20 protein-coding genes are annotated in these 18,542 nt (G+C 71.1%); 10 read left to right on the forward strand and 10 right to left on the reverse strand.

Going from position 1 to position 18,542, the window contains the following annotated elements; genetic code table 11:
* Positions 1 to 179: 179 nt before the first annotated feature.
* From ACWFR4_RS01310 to ACWFR4_RS01325, 4 genes are read right to left on the reverse strand one after another with little or no spacing between them, the layout of a single operon-like run.
* Entirely contained in the window at positions 180 to 1,337 is a 1,158-nt protein-coding gene (locus ACWFR4_RS01310) for an acetyl-CoA C-acetyltransferase (RefSeq protein ID WP_453461564.1), read from the reverse strand.
* Between the two features lie 12 nt (positions 1,338 to 1,349).
* Positions 1,350 to 1,970 (reverse strand): TetR/AcrR family transcriptional regulator, encoded by a 621-nt coding sequence (locus ACWFR4_RS01315; RefSeq protein WP_453461561.1) that lies wholly within the window; start codon positions 1,968 to 1,970, stop codon positions 1,350 to 1,352.
* A 36-nt stretch (positions 1,971 to 2,006) separates the two neighbouring features.
* Positions 2,007 to 2,792 carry an SDR family oxidoreductase gene (locus tag ACWFR4_RS01320; RefSeq protein ID WP_453650172.1) on the reverse strand — a complete coding sequence of 262 codons (786 nt, stop codon included), beginning with the start codon at positions 2,790 to 2,792 and terminating at the stop codon, positions 2,007 to 2,009.
* Positions 2,789 to 3,931: an acyl-CoA dehydrogenase family protein gene (locus tag ACWFR4_RS01325; RefSeq protein ID WP_453461558.1), complete on the reverse strand. Its 1,143-nt coding sequence runs from the start codon at positions 3,929 to 3,931 to the stop codon at positions 2,789 to 2,791. The genes ACWFR4_RS01320 and ACWFR4_RS01325 overlap by 4 nt, the downstream gene beginning before the upstream one ends.
* Positions 3,932 to 3,978: 47 nt before the next feature.
* Between ACWFR4_RS01325 and ACWFR4_RS01330 the strand changes: the two genes are divergently transcribed.
* From ACWFR4_RS01330 to ACWFR4_RS01340, 3 genes are read left to right on the forward strand one after another with little or no spacing between them, the layout of a single operon-like run.
* The gene (locus ACWFR4_RS01330; RefSeq protein WP_453461555.1) at positions 3,979 to 4,857 is read left to right on the forward strand and encodes an enoyl-CoA hydratase; all 879 of its coding nucleotides are present in this window, start codon (positions 3,979 to 3,981) and stop codon (positions 4,855 to 4,857) included.
* Entirely contained in the window at positions 4,857 to 5,999 is a 1,143-nt protein-coding gene (locus ACWFR4_RS01335; protein ID WP_453650173.1) for an acyl-CoA dehydrogenase family protein, read from the forward strand. The genes ACWFR4_RS01330 and ACWFR4_RS01335 overlap by 1 nt, the downstream gene beginning before the upstream one ends.
* Positions 5,999 to 6,961: an acyl-CoA dehydrogenase family protein gene (locus tag ACWFR4_RS01340; protein WP_453461550.1), complete on the forward strand. Its 963-nt coding sequence runs from the start codon at positions 5,999 to 6,001 to the stop codon at positions 6,959 to 6,961. The genes ACWFR4_RS01335 and ACWFR4_RS01340 overlap by 1 nt, the downstream gene beginning before the upstream one ends.
* Before the next feature lie 447 nt (positions 6,962 to 7,408).
* Here the strand turns inward: ACWFR4_RS01340 and ACWFR4_RS01345 are convergent, their stop codons facing one another.
* From ACWFR4_RS01345 to ACWFR4_RS01355, 3 genes are read right to left on the reverse strand one after another with little or no spacing between them, the layout of a single operon-like run.
* Positions 7,409 to 7,975, reverse strand: a complete 567-nt coding sequence (locus tag ACWFR4_RS01345) for a HutD/Ves family protein (protein ID WP_453650175.1) — start codon at positions 7,973 to 7,975, stop codon at positions 7,409 to 7,411.
* Between the two features lie 43 nt (positions 7,976 to 8,018).
* Positions 8,019 to 9,059 (reverse strand): acyl-CoA dehydrogenase family protein, encoded by a 1,041-nt coding sequence (locus tag ACWFR4_RS01350; protein ID WP_453650177.1) that lies wholly within the window; start codon positions 9,057 to 9,059, stop codon positions 8,019 to 8,021.
* Complete coding sequence (locus ACWFR4_RS01355) at positions 9,056 to 10,639, reverse strand: FadD3 family acyl-CoA ligase (RefSeq protein ID WP_453650179.1); 1,584 nt, start codon at positions 10,637 to 10,639, stop codon at positions 9,056 to 9,058. Before ACWFR4_RS01355 ends, ACWFR4_RS01350 begins: the two co-directional genes overlap by 4 nt.
* Positions 10,640 to 10,748: 109 nt before the next feature.
* Here ACWFR4_RS01355 and ACWFR4_RS01360 point away from each other — a divergent pair, with 109 nt between their 5' ends.
* Positions 10,749 to 11,300 (forward strand): flavin reductase family protein, encoded by a 552-nt coding sequence (locus tag ACWFR4_RS01360; RefSeq protein ID WP_453461540.1) that lies wholly within the window; start codon positions 10,749 to 10,751, stop codon positions 11,298 to 11,300.
* Here ACWFR4_RS01360 and ACWFR4_RS01365 read toward each other — a convergent pair.
* Complete coding sequence (locus ACWFR4_RS01365; RefSeq protein ID WP_453461537.1) at positions 11,225 to 11,830, reverse strand: helix-turn-helix transcriptional regulator; 606 nt, start codon at positions 11,828 to 11,830, stop codon at positions 11,225 to 11,227. The two genes, ACWFR4_RS01360 and ACWFR4_RS01365, sit on opposite strands and share 76 nt — an antisense overlap.
* An 89-nt stretch (positions 11,831 to 11,919) precedes the next feature.
* Here ACWFR4_RS01365 and ACWFR4_RS01370 point away from each other — a divergent pair, with 89 nt between their 5' ends.
* From ACWFR4_RS01370 to ACWFR4_RS01385, 4 genes are all read left to right on the forward strand, one after another.
* Complete coding sequence (locus ACWFR4_RS01370; RefSeq protein ID WP_453461534.1) at positions 11,920 to 13,053, forward strand: LLM class flavin-dependent oxidoreductase; 1,134 nt, start codon at positions 11,920 to 11,922, stop codon at positions 13,051 to 13,053.
* Complete coding sequence (locus ACWFR4_RS01375; protein WP_453650180.1) at positions 13,050 to 13,778, forward strand: glucose 1-dehydrogenase; 729 nt, start codon at positions 13,050 to 13,052, stop codon at positions 13,776 to 13,778. Before ACWFR4_RS01370 ends, ACWFR4_RS01375 begins: the two co-directional genes overlap by 4 nt.
* Complete coding sequence (locus ACWFR4_RS01380) at positions 13,775 to 14,725, forward strand: alpha/beta hydrolase (protein WP_453650182.1); 951 nt, start codon at positions 13,775 to 13,777, stop codon at positions 14,723 to 14,725. Before ACWFR4_RS01375 ends, ACWFR4_RS01380 begins: the two co-directional genes overlap by 4 nt.
* A gap of 73 nt (positions 14,726 to 14,798) precedes the next feature.
* Entirely contained in the window at positions 14,799 to 15,713 is a 915-nt protein-coding gene (locus ACWFR4_RS01385) for a rhomboid family intramembrane serine protease (protein WP_453461526.1), read from the forward strand.
* Positions 15,714 to 15,729: 16 nt separating this feature from the next.
* Here the strand turns inward: ACWFR4_RS01385 and ACWFR4_RS01390 are convergent, their stop codons facing one another.
* Positions 15,730 to 16,857 (reverse strand): hypothetical protein, encoded by a 1,128-nt coding sequence (locus tag ACWFR4_RS01390; RefSeq protein ID WP_453650184.1) that lies wholly within the window; start codon positions 16,855 to 16,857, stop codon positions 15,730 to 15,732.
* Between the two features lie 24 nt (positions 16,858 to 16,881).
* Positions 16,882 to 17,031 (reverse strand): hypothetical protein, encoded by a 150-nt coding sequence (locus tag ACWFR4_RS01395; protein WP_453461520.1) that lies wholly within the window; start codon positions 17,029 to 17,031, stop codon positions 16,882 to 16,884.
* 257 nt (positions 17,032 to 17,288) lie between these two features.
* Here ACWFR4_RS01395 and ACWFR4_RS01400 point away from each other — a divergent pair, with 257 nt between their 5' ends.
* Both ACWFR4_RS01400 and ACWFR4_RS01405 read left to right on the forward strand, forming a co-directional pair.
* Positions 17,289 to 18,185 (forward strand): chitosanase, encoded by an 897-nt coding sequence (locus ACWFR4_RS01400; protein ID WP_453650186.1) that lies wholly within the window; start codon positions 17,289 to 17,291, stop codon positions 18,183 to 18,185.
* Between the two features lie 104 nt (positions 18,186 to 18,289).
* Positions 18,290 to 18,517, forward strand: a complete 228-nt coding sequence (locus tag ACWFR4_RS01405) for a hypothetical protein (protein WP_453650188.1) — start codon at positions 18,290 to 18,292, stop codon at positions 18,515 to 18,517.
* Positions 18,518 to 18,542 lie beyond the last annotated feature (25 nt).

Below are 18,542 nucleotides of genomic sequence, written 5' to 3' on the forward strand. Positions count from 1 at the left end.
CGGTACGGAAATCCGAGTCCTTCGAATCTCCAGTCGCACCATTGAGCCCCATCCGGAGTTGGCCCGGAGGACCGGCCGGAAAACAATAATGCGCCTGAGGAACATTCCCGTCAGGCGCACATAAAGTCTATGGGTACCAAAACTGCAACGTCATCGACCTTAGCACGACCGTCACGGGACTAGAGACGCTCGATGATCGTGACGTTCGCCTGGCCCCCTCCCTCGCACATCGTCTGCAGTCCGTAGCGACCGCCCGTGCGCTCCAGCTCGTGCAGCAGCGTCGTCATCAGCTTCGCGCCGGTCGCGCCGAGGGGGTGCCCGAGGGCGATCGCTCCCCCGTTCACGTTCACCCTCTCCGGGTCCGTGCCCGTCTCCTTGAGCCAGGCGAGGACCACGGGGGCGAAGGCCTCGTTGATCTCGACGAGGTCGATGTCGTCCATGGACAGGCCGGTCTTCTTCAACGCGTACGCCGTCGCGGGGATCGGCGCGGAGAGCATGCGGATGGGGTCCTCGCCGCGTACGGAGAGGTGGTGGACGCGGGCGCGCGGGGTGAGACCGTGCTCGCGTACGGCGCGCTCCGAGGCGAGGAGCATCGCGGCGGCGCCGTCGGAGACCTGCGAGGAGCAGGCCGCGGTGATCGTGCCGCCCTCGACGACGGGCTTGAGGCCCGCCATCTTCTCCAGGGTGGTGTCGCGGCGGGGGCCCTCGTCCACGGTGACGTCTCCGTAGGCGGTGGTCTCGCGGGCGAAGCGGCCCTCGTCGATGGCGCGGATCGCCCGCTCGTGGGAGCGCAGGGCCCACTCCTCCTGGTCACGGCGGGTGATACCCCACTTGCGGGCGATGAGCTCGGCGCCGTGGAACTGGTTCACCGGCTGGTCGCCGTAGCGGGCGCGCCAGCCCTCGCTGCCCGCGTACGGGCCGTCCGTGAGGCCGAGGGGCTCGGCGGCCTGACGGGAGGCGAAGGCGATGGGGATCTGCGTCATGTTCTGGGTGCCGCCGGCGACGACGAGGTCCTGGGTGCCGGACAGGACGCCCTGCGCCGCGAAGTGCACGGCCTGCTGTGACGAACCGCACTGGCGGTCGATGGTCACGCCGGGGACCTCCTCGGGGAGGCCGGCGGCGAGCCAGGCCGTCCGCGCGATGTCACCGGCCTGCGGGCCCACCGTGTCGAGGCAGCCGAAGACGACGTCCTCGACGGCGGCGGGGTCGATCCCGGAGCGGGCGACGAGCTCCTTGAGGACGTGCGCGCCGAGGTCGGCGGGGTGGGCGGCGGAGAGGCCTCCCTTGCGCCGTCCGACGGGCGTGCGGACCGCTTCGACTATGTAGGCCTCGGCCATGACGGTTTCCCTTCAGGGTTGGGTGACGCGTACGGCGATGCCGTCCAGGACCATCGAGAGGTACTGGCGGGCGATCTCCTCGGGGCTGTGCTGTCCGCCGGGGCGGTACCAGGACGCGGCGACCCAGACGGTGTCGCGGACGAACCGGTAGGTGAGCCGGATGTCGAGGTCGGCGCGGAACACCTCGGCGGCGACGCCGCGCTCCAGAGTGGAGAGCCAGGCCTTCTCGAACTTGCGCTGGGAGGCTGCGAGGAACTCGAAGCGCTCCTGGACGGCGAGGTGCTTGGACTCCTTCTGGTAGATGGCGACGGCGGCGCGGTGCCGGTCGATCTCGCGGAAGGACTCGGTGACGAGGGCCTCCAGGGTTTCCCTGGGGCCGAGCCGGGAGTCGAGGACGGAGTCGTATCCGTGCCACAGCTCGTCGAGGAAGGTCCGCAGGATCTCTTCGAGCATCGACTCCTTGGAGTCGAAGTGGTAGTAGAGGCTGCCCGCGAGCATGCCCGCGTGGTCGGCGATCTTGCGGACGGTGGTGGCGTTGTACCCCTGGGCGGCGAAGACCTCGGCCGCGGTGTCGAGGAGTTCGCGGCGGCGCTGGGGCGAGGCGGTCACCTGGGGCTTCTTCTTGGTAGGCACGGGTCCATTGTCGTCCTCGCCGGCGCGGCGGCGGCGCTACGCATGCCGGCTGCTGACGGAGACGACCTCGCCCGTCATGTACGAGGAGTAGCCGGACGCCAGGAACACGATCACGTTGGCGATCTCCCAGGGCTCGGCGTACCGGCCGAAGGTTTCCTTCTCGGTGAGTTCGGCGAGGAGTTCGGCGGAGGTGACCTTCACGAGGTGGGGGTGCATGGCGAGGCTGGGCGAGACCGCGTTGACCCGGACTCCGTACTCGGCGGCCTCGATCGCGGCGCACCGGGTGAGGGCCATGACGCCGGCCTTGGCGGCGGCGTAGTGGGCCTGTCCGGCCTGGGCGCGCCAGCCGACGACGGACGCGTTGTTCACGACGACGCCGTGGCGGCCGGTGTCGCGGAAGGCGCGCAGGGCGGCCCTGGTGCACCGGAACGTGCCGTTCAGGGTGACGTCGAGGACGCGGGACCACTGGTCGTCCGTCATGTCGACGAGGTCCGAAGTGCCGCCGAGACCGGCGTTGTTGACCACGATGTCGAGGCCGCCGTGCGCCTCGGCGGCCAGCGCGAACAGGGCCGCGACCTGTTCCTCGTCGGTGACGTCGCAGGGCAGTGAGGCAACGTTCGCCGCGCCGAACTCGTCGGCGAGCGCCTGTTCGCTCTCCTTGAGCCTGCGGGCGTGCGCGTCACTGATGAGGACGCGGGCGCCCTCCTCGAGGAACTTGCGTGCCGTCGCGCCGCCGATCCCGGCTCCGGCGGCCGCGGTGATGACGGCCGTTCGCCCCTTCAGCAGGCCGTGGCCGGGCACGTACTCGGGCTTCGCGCTCATACCCGCGCCTCCTTGGGCAGGCCGAGCAGGCGCTCGGCGACGATGTTCTTCTGGATCTCGTCGGATCCGGCGTAGATGGTGTCGGCGCGGGAGAAGAGGAACAGCCGCTGCCAGTCGTCGAGTTCGTAGGGTTCGCCGGCGGCGACCGTGGACGCGGCGCCGCACACGTCCATGGCGAGCTCGCCGAGACCGCGGTGCCAGGCCGCCCAGTGGAGCTTGCCGACGGAGGGGTCGACGCCGCGCCGGGCGGAGGCCGCCATGGCCTCCAGGTCGATCCAGGCCTGGACGAGGCGGTCACGGATCAGGGGGTCGGCGATCGCGCCGTTCTTCCTGGCCAGCTCCGCGAGTCCGTCCCATTCGCGGCGGAATCCGACCTGCTGGCCGAGGGTGGAGACGCCGCGCTCGAAGCCGAGGGTGGCCATCGCGATCCGCCAGCCGTCGCCGGGCTCGCCGACGACGTGGGACGCGTCGGTGCGGGCGCCGTCGAAGAACACCTCGTTGAACTCGCTGGTGCCGGTGAGCTGCACGATGGGCCGCACCTCGACGCCCGGCCGGTCCAGGGGCACGAGGAGGTAGGACAGGCCCGCGTGCCGCCGCGAGCCGGGTTCGGTGCGGGCGACGACGAAGCACCACTGCGCCTCATGGGCGAGCGAGGTCCAGATCTTCTGACCGTCGACGACCCACTGCGAACCGTCGGGTGACAGGGCACCTCTCGTGCGCACGTTCGCCAGGTCGGAGCCCGCGTCCGGCTCGCTGTAGCCCTGGCACCACAGCTCCTCGACGGCGACGATCGGCGGCAGGAAGCGCTTCTTCTGCTCCTCCGTACCGAAGGCGATGAGCGTCGGCCCGAGGAGCTGCTCCCCTATGTGGTTGACCCGGGCGGGCGCGTCCGCGAGCGCGTACTCCTCATGGAACGCGATCTGCTCCTCGAGGCTCGCGCCGCGGCCGCCGTGCTCGACGGGCCAGCCGACGCAGGTCCACCCGTGCGCCGCCATGTGCCGCTCCCAGGCGAGCCGCCCTTCGAACGCCTCGTGCTCACGGCCCGGCCCGCCGCGGCCCCTCAACTCGGCGAACTCCCCTACGAGATGGTCCGCGAGCCAGGCCCGGATCTCGGCGCGAAACTCCTCGACGCTGCTCATGGGCGTACGTTAACCTACCAAACACTTGTTAGGGAAGGATGTTTCCGATGCCCGCAGCCCACGACAGTCCTGAACCCGCCCCGCACGAGGGTTCCGAGCCCGTCCTGTACGAGCGCCGCGGCCCGGTCGCGTACGTGACGATGAACCGTCCGCGGTACCGCAACGCGCAGAACTCGGCGATGACCTACGCCCTGGACGCCGCCTTCTACCGCGCGGCCGACGACCCCGGCGTCAAGGTCGTCGTCCTGGCCGGCGCGGGTGACCACTTCTCCGCGGGACACGACATCGGCACCCCGGAGCGGGACGCGCATCTGCCCTTCGAGCGGCGGGCCGGGCTCTGGTGGGACCACTCGGACAAGCAGGGCGCCGAGTCGCGGTTCGCCCGTGAGTCGGAGGTGTATCTCGGCATGTGCCGGCGCTGGCGCGAGCTGCCGAAGCCGGTGATCGCCTCGGTCCACGGGGCGTGTGTGGCGGGCGGGCTGATGCTCGCGTGGGTCTGCGACCTGATCGTGGCCTCCGACGACGCGTTCTTCGCGGATCCCGTCGTGCGCATGGGGATCCCCGGCGTCGAGTACTTCGCGCACCCGTGGGTGATGCCGCCGCGCGTCGCCAAGGAGTTCCTGTTCACCGGCGACCGGATGAGCGCCCGCCGGGCCTACGAGGTGGGGATGGTCAACCGCGTCGTAGAGCGCGGCGAACTGGCCGGGACGACGGACGAGTTGGCGCTGCGCGTCGCCGAGATGCCGCGCCTCGGGCTCGCCCTCACCAAGCGGGCGGTGAACCAGGCAGAGGACCTTCAGGGCCTGCACGCGGGCATGGACTCCGTGTTCGGCCTGCACCATCTCGCCCACGCGCACAACGCCGAGACGGCTAAGGACTCCCTCGGCGGCATGGACGTACGCGCGATGAAGGAGGCGAGCGCCTGATGGACCTCGACTTCACGCCCGCCGAGGACGCGTTCCGCGCCGAGGCACGTGAGTGGCTTGCCGTACATGTCCCGGGCGAGCCACTGCCGTCCCTGGAGACCGAGGAGGGGTTCGCTGCGCACCGCGCGTGGGAGGCCGAGCTCCACGCCGGCCGCTGGTCGGTGGTGTCCTGGCCCGAGGAGTACGGGGGGCGGGGCGCCGACATCTTCACGTGGCTGCTCTTCGAGGAGGAGTACTACGCCGCGGGCGCCCCGGGCCGCGTTTCGCAGAACGGCATCAACCTGCTCGCGCCGACCCTGTTCGACCACGGCACCCCCGAGCAGCGGGCCCGGGTGCTGCCGTCCATGGCGAGCGGCGAGACGATCTGGGCGCAGGCCTGGTCCGAGCCCGAGGCCGGTTCCGACCTGGCGTCCCTCAAGTCCAAGGCCGTGCGCACCGAAGGCGGCTGGCTCCTGTCCGGGCAGAAGACCTGGTCTTCGCGGGCCGCGTTCGCCGACCGGGCCTTCGGGATCTTCCGTACGGACCCTGACGCGCCCAAGCCCCATCAGGGCCTGACCTACCTGATGTTCGACCTGCGGGCGCCCGGGGTGACCGTGCGGCCCATCGGGCGGCTCGACGGAAAGCCCGCGTTCGCCGAGCTGTTCCTCGACCGTGTCTTCGTGCCCGACGCGGACGTCATCGGTGAGCCTGGCAACGGATGGCGGATCGCGATGTCCACGACGGGGAACGAGCGGGGGCTCACGCTGCGCTCCCCCGGGCGCTTCCTCGCTTCCGCCGACCGGCTCGTGCGGCTGTGGCGCGAACGCGGGGAGGACGCGGGCACTCGCGATCGGGTCGCCGATGCCTTGATCGGGGCGCGTGCGTACCAGTTGTTCACGTACGCCAACGCGTCGCGGTTCGCGGCCGGCCAGACGATCGGTGCCGAGTCCAGTCTGAACAAGGTGTTCTGGTCGGAGTACGACATCGCTCTGCATGAGGCCGCGCTCGATCTTCTCGGCGCGGGGGGCGAGTTGGCCGATGACGGTGGGTGGGGCGAGGGGTACGTCTTCTCGCTCGCCGGGCCCATTTATGCGGGGACCAACGAGATCCAGCGCGACATCATCGCCGAGCGGCTGCTCGGCCTGCCGAAGGGACGGCGCTGATGAGGTTCCTCCTCGACGCGGAGCAGGCCGAGTTCGGGCGCACACTCGATCGGCTTCTGGGCGCCGCGGATACGCCCACTGTGATCCGGGCCTGGTCGTCCGGCGACCATGGGCCCGGGCGGGCCCTGTGGGAGCGGCTTGGCGGGACGGGGGTCTTCGCGCTCGGCGTTCCGGAGGCGTTTGACGGGGCGGGGTTCCTGCCGGTCGAACTAGCTCTTTCCTACGTGGAGTTGGGACGGCACGGGGTGCCTGGGCCCGTGGTGGAGACTGCTGCCGTTGCTCGGCTCTTGGGCTGCCTGCCTGATGTCGCCAAGGAATGGCTTCCCCAGATCGCCTCCGGGGACGCGGTCGTTTCCTTGGGCGTGGACTCCTCGTACGTCCTTGACGCGGATTCCGCCGACGCCGTCTTCGTCGTCAGCGGAGACGAACTGCGGCTCGCCCCCGGCGGCCACGGGCCTCTGCTGCCGTCCGCCGATCCTGCGCGCCGGCTCTACGCGCCGGTGGAGGGTGGGACGCTGCTCGCGCGGGGGCCGGACGTGCGGGACGCGGCGGCGCGGGCTGTGGACCTGGCCTCGTTCCTCACCGCCTCGCAGTCGCTCGGTGTGGGGCTCTCCCTGCTGCACCGGACCGTCGAATACGTCACGCAGCGCACCCAGTTCGGCGTCCCCATCGGCTCCTTCCAGGCCGTGAAGCACCGGCTCGCGGACGCGCTCACGGGGCTGGAGTTCGCGCGGCCGCTGGTGTTCGGGGCGGCGCTCTCACTTGCGCCCGGGGACATCGCGGCGGCGAAGGTCGCTGCGGGTGAGGCGTCCTACGCGGCGGCGCGGGCTGCCCTCCAGCTCCATGGGGCGATCGGGTACACGCAGGAGCTGGACCTGTCGCTGTGGCTGCGCAAGGCCCGACCGCTGCGGGACGCTTGGGGGACGCCTGCAGCTTGCCGGGCTCGGGTGCTGGCGGGCTGACGCGCTCCCGTGCTGGGGTCGGCCGTGGTTCGGTGCGCCTCGCGGCCTTGACCTTGGGGCGGCTCGTCGTTCGTGGGTGCGGCGTCGTTCTTGGTGCGCACCCCCGTGGTTCGGTGCGCCTCGCGGCCTTGACCTTGGGGCGGCTCGTCGTTCGTGGGTGCGGCGTCGCTCTTGGTGCGCACCCCCGTGGTTCGGTGCGCCTCGCGGCCTTGACCTTGGGGCGGCTCGTCGTTCATGGGTGCGGCGTCGCTCTTGGTGCGCACCCGGTTCGTGGGTGCGGGGCCGCGGCGGGATGTACGTGCTCGCCGTTCTATGGGTTCTGGGCACCAGAGGGTTGCGTCCCGAGCGCTCCCTGGGGTGGCTCCGCGCGCACATCCCGCCACGTCCCCTCCCGTCGGGGGGCGGCTGCCGGCCGGTGGGGCCTTCCTCTCGCGGTGGTTGTCGCGCTCAGTGGAACGTGACTACGGCGGTGCGACCTCTGGCGTGCAGGGCGGCCGTACCAGTGGGGGAGTCCACCAGTGCTGCGTCGTAATGGTTGAGCCTTACGTCGGCGATGTCCGCGCCCTCTTCGTCCAGGGCTACGACCAGGGCCTTGCCGGTGATGGTGAGGCGGCCTCGGACCACTGCTACCGACGGGGGTGCGCCCGCTCCCCTGCGCCACATGACGTTGAAGTTCACCACCGGGCCATCGATGAGGTGGCAGTCGGTCGGGACGTCTCCTCGGAAGTCCTGTGGTGCGTAGCGCTCGTCCACGGTTCTGTGTTCGCCGCCGAGCGTCAGTTCCATGCCGGCGCCCTCGACCACCGTCAGGGTCCGGTCGACTTCGGGGAACGCCGAGAACGGGCCGTCGCCCTCGACGTCCGCGAGGCTCACCCGCCAGCGGAAGGCGCTCATGTCCGCCCCCGGTGGCGCGGCCGCGATCTCCCGCGTGGTCCCGCCGCCGTTCTTCCAGGGCGCAGCCGTCCGTTCCGCCGCGGGCAGCAGCCGTACGCCGTTGTCAGTGATCCCGGGCATTGGGCGGCTCCGATGGTGCTGTCGTGTGGCGGGAGTGCCGAGGCTACGCCACCGGGGTCAGGCCCAGCCTGTCGGCGAGCCGCTGGCGGTGTGCCGACGGGGCGCCGAACAGGTGACGGCCCGAGTGGGCCCGCTTCAGGTGGCGGTGGGCCTCGTGCTCCCAGGTGACGCCTATGCCTCCGTGCAACTGGATCATCTCTCCGGCGATGTGCGTGTACGCCCGCGAGCAGGCGGCTTTTGCCGCTGCCGCCAGGTGGGGTGCGGCGTCGGAGTGCGCGGCCGCCAGTGCCAGCGAGCGTGCCGCCTCCAGTTGGACGTGCAGGTCTGCGATGCGGTGCTTGACCGCCTGGAACGAGCCGATGGGCCGCCCGAACTGCACACGGTCCTTGGCGTACTGGATGGTGTCCGCGAGTGCCCGGGCTGCGGCGCCTGTCTGTTCGGCTGCCAGCGCCGTGCAGGCGAGGTCCCGCACTCGGGACAGGACTCGTTCTCCGTCGGCTGCGATGAGCTTGGCGTCCGGGGTCCTGTCGAAGGTGACTCGGGCTTGGGGGCGCGTCTGGTCCATGGTCGGGAGGGACGTGAACTCGCATTGCCTGGTGGGGACTTGGTAGAGGGCGAGTCCGTCGTCGCCTTGGGCCAGGACCAGCAGGGTGTCCGGGCGTCCCGGGCCCGTCAGGACGTGCTCCTTCACGCCGGTCAGCCGGCCCGCTCGGACCCGGGCGTTCATTGCCTCCGGCTCCCAGCTTCCGTTCTCCGCCCAGGCCAGCGCTCCCACCGCGGTGCCGTCGGCGAGCTCGGGGAGCAGCTCTGCGCAGACCCGCGCGTTGCCGGACGCGAGCAGTGCCTGTGTGGCCAGGACGGTGGAGGCCAGGTACGGGACCGGGCTGAGTGCCCGGCCCAGTTCCTCCATGACCACGTACGCCTCCACCGTGCCGCCGCCGTACCCCCCGTACTCCTCCGGCACCCCGAGCCCCGCCACGCCGACCGCCTCGGTGAGCGGGCTCCACGCGGCCGCACCCTCGTGCCGGGTCAGCACCGCCCGTACGGCGGAGCGCAGTTCGTCCTGTTCCCTGGTGGAATTCATCCCCGGTCTCCTCTTGCCTTGCTGCGCAGCGCGCCTTTCAGGAGCTTGCCGCCCGCGTTGCGCGGCAGCTCGCGGACGGTCACGAAGCGGCGCGGCACCTTGAAGTTGGCCAGGCGCTCGCGCGTCCATGCCGTGAGCTGGTTTGCGTCCACGGGTCCGGATACGACGATGAAGGCGACACCTACCTCGCCCAGCCGGTCGTCCGGGGCACCGACCACGGCCGCGTCGACTATCAGTTCGTGGCCCAGGAGGGTGTTCTCGACCTCGGCCGGGTACGCGTTGAACCCGCCCACGACGTACATGTCCTTGAGCCGGTCCGTGATGGTGAGGAAGCCGCGGTCGTCGAGCGTGCCGATGTCGCCCGTGCGGAGCCAGCCGTCTTGGGGGACTGCCTCATGGGTTGCTGTTTCGTCGTCCAGGTAGCCGCACATCACGTGGTAGCCGCGCACCTGTACCTCGCCCAGTTCGCCGACGGGCAGTTCGTCGCCCAGCGGCGAGGCGATCCGGATCTCGGTGCCGGGCAGCGCGCGGCCCACCGTGTGCGCGACCGTCCGCGCGTCGGCGTCCGTGGGGCAGACGGAGACGACGCCGCCCGACTCGGTGAGTCCGTACGCCGTGAACACGTCGGGGGCGCCGAGTTCTGTGCGGATCAGCTCGACCAGTTCGGTCGGGATGGCGGCGGCGCCCGTTCCGGCGAGCCGCAGCGCTCCGAGGTCTGCTTCGCTCCGGTGGGGGTGGTGGATCAGACCGTGGAAGACCGTCGGCGGGCCCATCAGACAGGAGACGCGTTCGGCGGCGATGCGCTCCAGGACGCGGTCGGCGTCGTAGACCTCCTCGGGCAGCATCGTGACTCCGCGCAGCAGGCAGGCGATGATGCCCGCCTTGTAGCCGAAGGTGTGGAAGAACGGGTTCAGCAGGAGGTAGCGGTCGCCGGTTCTCAGGGTGACCTGGCGCGACCACTCCTCGTAGAGGCGGACCGTCTGTCCGTGGGTCGTCATCACGCCCTTGGGGCGGCCGGTGGTGCCGGAGGTGTAGAGGATGTCGCTGAGGTCGTCGGGGCCCACGGTGGCGGCGCGGGCCAGACGTTCGGTGTCGGTGACTCCTTCGCCCGCCTTCAGGTACGCCTCCCATGCGAGAGCGTCGTCGTGCGCGTCGCCCCGGAGGACGACTACGGAGCGCAGGGCGCCGAGGTCCTCGCCGCTCGCGCGGAGTGTGTGGACGTAGTCGGTGCCGAGGAAGCCGCGTTCCGTGAAGAGGAGTTCGGCGCCGCTGCGGCGGATGATGTCGGCGGCCTCGGCCGCCTTGTAGCGCGTGTTGACCGGGACGAGGACCGCCCCGGCGCCGACCGCGCCCAGTGCGGCGAGGATCCACTGACGGCTGTTGGCGGCCCAGATCGCCACGCGGGTGCCGGGGCGTATGCCGTGCGCGACGGCGGCGCGCGAGGCCGCGGCGATCTCGTCGCGCAGCCGGCTGAAGCTCCAGCGGACCTCGCCGTCGGCGAGTGCCTCCCGGTCGCCGTACGCGGCGGCGGCGTACTCGGGGAGCTGGGCGAGCGTACGCGGTGGGGTGGTGCTGGTCACGAACCCTCCCTGTGATCAGGGGTACTTGACGTGCGAGCGTGGCCGGTATCCAATCACAGGTGTTTCGGTTAGGCATATACCTAGTAGGCACATTCCTTGGAGGCCTCGCATGCCGATCCCCACCCACCCCGCCACCTCGGCCGAGGACCTGAAGTCCGCCCTCGCCGGTTTCTGTACGGGCGTCGCGGTCATCACCGCACTCGACGGGGACGGCCGGCCCGCGGGCATGGCCGTGCAGTCGTTCTCGTCGGTCTCGCTCGACCCGCCCCTGGTCTGCTTCTGCCCGGCACACACCTCGACGACCTGGCCGCGGATCAGGACGGCGGGCCGGTTCGCCGTCAACGTCCTCGCCGAGGACCAGCGCGAGCTGTGCCGGCGCTTCGCGGTGACGGGCGGCGACAAGTTCGCGGGCACGCCCTGGCGGCCGGGCGGCAACGGCGCACCCCTGCTCGACGGGGCGCTCGCCACGATCGAGTGCGAACTCGCCGACGTGCTCGACGGCGGCGACCACGCCATCGCGCTCGGCCGGGTCACCTCACTGACCACACACCGCGACGCGGGGCCACTGCTCTACTTCCGCCGCACCTACGGGCGCTTGCCGCGCTCCAGCTCCTCGATGTCCGCGAGCATGGCGTCGGCGAGGTCGCGCTCCGACGCGTAGTACCGCTCGGCCCACTTGAGCGTGAGCGTGGGGTACGTCCAGGCCTCGTTGCCCTTCGCGCCCTCCACGTCCTCCTCCGCGCGCACCCGCATCGTCTCGGCGAACTCCCGGTGCCGCGCGAGCACTTCACGCATCTGCTCGCCTTCGAGCAGGTGCCCGAGCCAGAGCCGCAGCATGGGCCCGTGCTTGAGGACGGGCGGGTCGACGGGCGCCTCGCGCGCCCAGGTCCGCACGGCCTCCATGCCTTCGTCGGTGATCCGGTAGACCCGCTTGTCGCGGGTGCCGGTCTCCTGCGCGACCATCCGCGAGGTCGCGTAACCGGCCTTCTCCAGGCGCTTGAGCTCGCTGTAGATCTGACTGAACGACGGACTCCAGTAGAAGAAGCGCAGGGACCAGTCGGACCACTTCTTCAGGTCGTAGCCGGACAGCTCCTCACCGAAGGAGAGCAGTCCGAGCACCGCCCAGCTGGTCGCCGGGAGTGCGGGGCGCTCCGCGCCGGCCACGTCGTCTACCGCCTTCTTCTTCACCACGCCACGCAGTCTACGTAGCCCCTTCCCTCGCCATGTGTATGCCTGCTAGAAGTATTCCTATTAGAAACACATCACTCGGGAGGATCCCCGTGAAGTTCTCCATGATCTTCGAGGCTCAGCTCGCCGACCCGACGCCAGAGAACGAGCGCCAGGTCCTCAAGGACTGCGTCGAACAGGCCGTCTTCGCCGAGGAGATGGGCTTCGACCGCATCTGGGCGGTCGAGCACCACTCCCTCACCCAGTACGCGCACATGAGCGCGTCCGAGATCTTCCTGACCTGGGTCGCGGCCAGGACGTCCCGGATCCGCATCGGGCACGGCGTCGTCACGATGCCCTTCGGCTACCAGCACCCCGTCCGCGTCGCCGAGCGGGCCGCGATGCTCGACTCGCTGACCGGCGGACGCGTCGACATCGGCGCGGGTCGCGGCGCGACGAAGCAGGAGATGCGGATGTACGGGGTCCGCCCCGAGGACACGTATCCGCAGATGGAGGAGGCCCTGCGGATCTTCTCCTCGGCGTGGCGGGAGGAGCAGTTCGAGTGGCACGGTTCGATCGACATCGGGCCCGGCGCGATCCTGCCCCGCCCGGTGCAGGCCCCGCACCCGCCGCTCTTCATGGCCTGCTCCAAGCACGACACGCTCAAGCTAGCGGCCGAACTCGGCATCGGGGCCCTGGTGATGGGCTTCGCCGGCGCCGACGACGTCCGCACGATGCGGAAGGTCTACGACGAGGCCATCGCGACCCGCACCGGCGACCGCTTCGTGTCAACCGAGGTCAACGACCACCTCTCGGCGCTCTGCCCGACGGTCGTCCTCGACGACGCGGACCTCGCGCTGCGCCTCGGCACGCGCGGCCAGCGCTTCTTCGCCGAGTCGATCGCGCACTGGTACGGGAACGCGCCCGCGCCCACTTCCTACGCCGAGTCCGAAGACACCGCCGACCACGTGGCCGCGATGGCCAAGGACCGCGAGGAGCTCGTCGCCAGACTCCACGAGGCGAACATCCCGGCCCGCCCGGTCGACACCGGCACCTACAACGCCGAACACGCCTACGGCTCCGCGGACACCGCGATCTCTTACGTCGAGCAGCTGCGCGAGATCGGCGTGGACGAGGTGATGTGCCTGATCCAGATGGGCACGGTCCCGCAGGAGGCGTGCATGGAGACCATCCGCCAGTGGGGCGAGAAGGTCATCCCGCACTTCCGGGCGCTGGAGGCGAAGTGACGGTCTCACTGGACGGCAAGGTCGTTGTCATCACGGGCGCGGGGCGCGGGCAGGGCGCGGCGGAGGCCGCTCTCGCCGCGGCGGCCGGCGCGCGGGTCGTGGTCACGGACGTGCGGGAGGAGGAGGGCGTCGAGGTCGCCAAGTCGCTCGGCGAGCAAGGGCTGTTCGTGCGGCACGACGTGTCGGACCCGGACAGCTGGGGCGAGGTCGTCGATGCCACGCTCGGCGCCTTCGGACGCATCGACGCGCTGGTCAACAACGCGGCACTGTGGCGCACCGCCCCGGTCGAGCGGGAGACCCTGGAGAACTTCGAGCAGCTGATCCGGGTCAATCTCCTCGGCCCGTTCCTCGGCATCCAGGCCGTGGTGCCCGCGATGAGGGAGGCGGGCGGCGGATCGGTCGTCAACGTCTCGTCGACGGCGGGTCTCATCGGCATCCCGGGGCACGCCGCGTACGGCTCCACGAAGTTCGGCCTTCGCGGCCTGACCCGCTCATCGGCGCTCGACCTGGCGGGGTACGGGATCCGCGTCAACTCGGTGCACCCGGGCGCCATCGACACCCCGATGATCGCCGGGGTCTCCGGCAAGGACTGGTCGCATCTGCCGCTGGGCCGGATGGGCCGCCCCGAGGAGGTCGGTGAGCTGGTCCTGTTCCTGGCGTCGGACGCCTCCTCGTACATCACCGGGACGGAGTTCACGGTGGACGGAGGGTCGACGGCAGGATGACGACGCACGACCCCCTCACCCCGCAGGCGCGCACCCTGTGCGACGCCATGTCGGCCACGTTCCCCGACCCGGCCGACGGCCCCCTCGACGCGGCCGCCCTGCGATCCGCCGCGCGGGCGGGGCTCGGGAAACCGGCCGTGCCGATGCGGTCGGTGACCGAGCGCCGGGTGTCCGCGCCGGATCTCGACGCCCCCGTGCCCGTACGGATCTACGAACCCGGGTCCGACGGCCCGCGCCCGCTCGTGGTGTTCCTGCACGGCGGCGGGTGGGTGCTCTGCGACCTCGACACGCACGACGGCCTCTGCCGTCAACTCGCCGCTCTGTCCGGCGCGTTGGTCGTATCCGTCGATTACCGGCGCGCCCCCGAGCACCCGTTCCCGGCCGCCTCCCACGACGCTTACGCCGTGGCGCGGTGGGCCGCCGCGCACGCGCGGGAACTGGGGTGCGACCCGGACCGGCTGTTCGTCGCCGGGGACTCCAGCGGCGGGAACCTGGCCGCCGCCGTCGCGCAGCGGGCCCATGCCGATCCCGAAGGGCCGGCGGTCGCGGGCCAGTTGCTGCTGTACCCGGTGCTCGACCACCGGCTCGGCGGCGAGTCCCCGGTGGCGTTCGAGCGGGGGTTCTTCCACACGACGGCTCATATGCGCTGGTACTGGGAGCAGTACCTCGGCGCCGGCGGCGATCGCGTCGCCGCCTCGCCCGGGCTCGCACCCGACCTCGACGGGTTGCCGCCCGCCCTCGTGCTCCTCGCGGACTGCGACCCGTTGCGTGACGAGGGGCTCTCCTACGCGCGGCGGCTCGCGCGGGCCGGGGTGCGGGCGGAGGTGGCGCTGTATCCGGGGGTGTTCCACGGGTTCCTGGGCGCGGCCGGGTTCCTGCCCGAGGCGGACGCGGCGCTCGCGCGGGCCGCCACCTGGCTGACCCGTACCCCGGGCACCGGCACCTGACGGCGTTCGCTATTTTGTTCGCCGCCGTCCCCACCGGCTCTGTCCCCCTCCCCGAACCTCAGAGGAGCCGGCCGTGGAAGCCGAGTCCCAGCCCGCCACGACCCCCGCGGTCACCACCTGCTACCGCCACCCCAAGGTGGAGACCTACGTCGGCTGCACCCGCTGCGAGCGGCCCATCTGCCCCGACTGCATGCGGTCGGCTGCCGTCGGCCACCACTGCCCCGACTGCGTGAAGGAGGGCGTCCGCTCGGTCCGCCAGGCCCGCACTGTCTTCGGCGGACGGGTGTCGGCCGTCCCGCTCGTCACGTACGTCCTGATGGGCCTGAACATCGTGGCCTACCTCGCCGAGCTGGTGCGCCCGGCCGTCGTGGACCGGTTCGGGATGCTGGGCGCGGGGCTCGTCGGCCCTGACGGCGGGCATTACGTGTACCAGGACGGGTTCCCGGCCGACTTCCACGCGGAGGGGGTGGTGGCGGGCGAGTGGTACCGGATGATCACCGGCGCGTTCCTCCACATGCCGGCCACCGAGGGCGTCTTCGGGATCCTGCACATCCTGTTCAACATGTACTCGCTGTGGAACCTCGGCCGCGTCGTCGAGACGCAGCTGGGCCGCGTCCGCTACCTCGTCGTCTATCTCCTGTCCGCGTTCGGCAGCTCCGTGCTCGTCTACCTGATCGCCCCGGGCACCCTCACGGTCGGCGCGTCGGGCGCGATCTTCGGGCTCGGCGCGGCGTACTACGTGATGGCGCGGCGCCTGGGCGCGGACATGAGCGGCGTCAACCGGTTCATGGCGTACTTCCTGCTGTGGATGCTGATCTCGGCCGGATTCGCCTCCTGGCAGGGCCACTTGGGCGGCCTGCTCACGGGGGGCGCGGCGACCCTCGCCCTCGCGTACGCGCCCCGCGCCCGCCGCACCCTGGTACAGGGCTCGGCGTCCGCGGGGCTGTTCGTACTCCTTATCGCGCTGACGTTCCTCAAGCAGCCTTAGATGAGAAGAGGGGCTGTTACTTCGCCTGCCCCTGCCCCTGCCCCTGCCCCTGGAACGCCGGGAGTTCGAGGATCCGCTGCTTGCCGGCGTCGTCCATCAGCTCCACCAGAGGCAGGACCAGTTCCCACAGGTCCTGTTTGTCCACCTCGCGGGCCAGCGCGTCGAGTTCGGGCGCGGGCAGCGCTCCGGCCGCCGCGGCGACCTCCCGGCGGGACTCGTCCGGCAGGACCTCCACCAGCGGCAGGAACTCCGCCCACAGCCCCGTCGCCACCACAGCCCGTACGACACCCTCAAGGACCCCGTCGGCCCGTAGCGACGGCAGCGCCGCGACCGCCCGGCACTCGTCCGTACCGAGAAGCGCCACCAGCGGAAGCAGGGACTCCCACAGGTCCTCGTCGGCGACCGTGCTCACCAGCGAGTCGAGCCGGTCGGCGGGCTGCGCCGCCGTGAGCGAGGCGATCCGGCTGCGCTGTTCCCCGGTGACCATCCCGGCCACGGCCAGCGCCTGAGGCCACAGCCCCTCGGTCGCGGCGGACGCGATGACCTGCGCCAGCCGCTCCTCCCCCATCAACTCGACGATGCGGCCGGTGCGTTCGGGCCGGTCGATGACGAAGCCCGTGCGCAGCACGGCCGCGTCGTCGACCTGCGGCAGGATCCGGGTCAGCGCCGAGTCCCGCAGATGGCCGACGAAGCGGCCCATCGTCAGATGGTCGCCGCGCTCGGCGAGCGCCACCGCGATACGGACGACGAGATTCTCGTCGAGCCGGTCCACGATGCCGGGGATACGGCGCGGGTCGAGGTGCGCGCACGACTCGGCAGTGAACGGTACGGGCAGCTTCTCGATGATGTCGGCGGCACGCCGGGGGTCAAGGCGCCCGGCGACCTCGGCGGCCAGGCGCGGCCCGAGCGCCTTCTGCGAGATCACGGCGGCGACCCCGGCGGGCACCAGCTTGGTGGCCGCGGCGATCCGGTCCAGCATGTCGGGCATCCGGTCGAACAGCGTGGCGACCGTCTGCTCGTGGAAGCGGCGCACGTCGTCCGGCGGCAGCTCCCGCAGGAAGTCGAGGCTCTCGGGCTCGGCGTCGAGCAGTCTCGCGATCTTGAGGACCTCGGCCCGGCCCCGCAGCTTGTCCGTGACAGCCATGTGCACGTCTCCTGACGAGAGGTCCTAGCGGAAGAGGATGCGCCGGACGGGTCCGCGGGCGAGGGCGGGAACCAGCTTCAGCGCCTCCTCGGCGGCGTCCCCGAGTCCGGCGGCGCGACGCTCGCGCTCCCCGCGCAGAGAGGTGGCGAGGAGCAGGGTCTGAGCTTCGGTCAACTCAGCGAATGATTGCGGGGGTTGGGCCCCCAGTTCGGTACTCAGCTGTGCCCGTGCTTCGCTGCTCACAGCGACCTCCCGGTCAGCGCGCGGCCTGGGCGTGGCCCGCGCTCGGCTCACACCTGGTTCGCGATCGGTTCGCGATCGACTCGCTCTCGGCTCGTCCCGAGACTGGTGCCGAGACTGGTGCCGGATTGACTTTTGGTCAATAGCAGCGAACATCGGAGCCGGTGCGCCCGCCACGTAATCTGAGCGGCATGAAACGCGCAGGCTGCATACTCCTGGCCGTGGCTCCGGTCGCCACGGTCGCGGTGTTCCTCTTCACGCCGGGGCACGACGACGGCAAGGGCGGCTCGCACGGCTCGTCCACGTCGCGCCAGGACGCCGCGGCCGCCAAGGCAGCCGCGGAGAAGAAGGCCGACGACGACGCCATCGCCGACCTGCCGCCCGGCCTCGCCGCGCCCGCGAAGAAGGACCTCGCCCAGCAGATCGTGGCCAGCGCGGAGAACTCGACGCTCGACTGGCGCGGCCAGTACGGCTACATCGAGGACATCGACGACGGACAGGGCTACACGGCCGGGATCATCGGCTTCTGCACCGGCACGCACGACCTGCTCACCCTCGTCGAGCGGTACACGAAGGCCCACCCGGGCAACGGCCTCGCCCGCTATCTGCCCGCCCTGCGCAAGGTCGACGGCACGGACTCCCACGAGGGCCTCGACCCCGGCTTCCCCGCGGCGTGGAAGAAGGAGGCGTCCGACCCCGCCTTCCGCGCCGCCCAGAACTCCGAGCGCGACCGCGTCTACTTCGACCCTGCCGTCCGCCTCGCCAAGCTCGACGGCCTGGGCACACTCGGCCAGTTCATCTACTACGACGCGATGGTCCTGCACGGCCCCGGCACGAGCCCGAGCGGCTTCTACGGCCTGCGCGAGAAGGCCATGCGGGAGGCGGACACCCCGGCGCAGGGCGGCAAGGAGAAGGCGTACCTCGACATCTTCCTCGACGTGCGCCGCGCGGCGATGAAGGCGAGGAAGCCGGACCGCGACACCACCCGCATCGACACGGCCCAGCGCCAGTTCCTCTACGACGGCAACCTGACCCTGAAGACACCGCTGGTGTGGAAGGTGTACGGGGAGACGTACCGGGTGCCGTAACCGCCGAAGCGGTGGGACCCCGGCGCAGACGCACATGATGCCCACCCAAGCCCCAGTTCCACACGCCATAGGCGGATGAGCACCACGAGGACGACTACCGCGAAATGGCCGACGCCATGCGGGAGTTCGCGGAGACGTTCGAGGGCCACGGCGGCGACGCGCACAAGGCGTTCAGCCGGATGCTGCGGTCGGGCACGCCGACGGGGAAGATCACGTCGCCTGGTCGGCGCGGCCACGGAACGGCGTTCAACGAGGCCCGCGGCCATCCCCTCGCCGACCGCCCCGGGGGTACGCACCGCGATCCCGGCTGGAAGCCCTGCGCGGATCCCTAGCGGATAGGGTCCCCTCCGCCCTCGC

This window comes from Streptomyces sp. NPDC055140 (assembly GCF_053607285.1).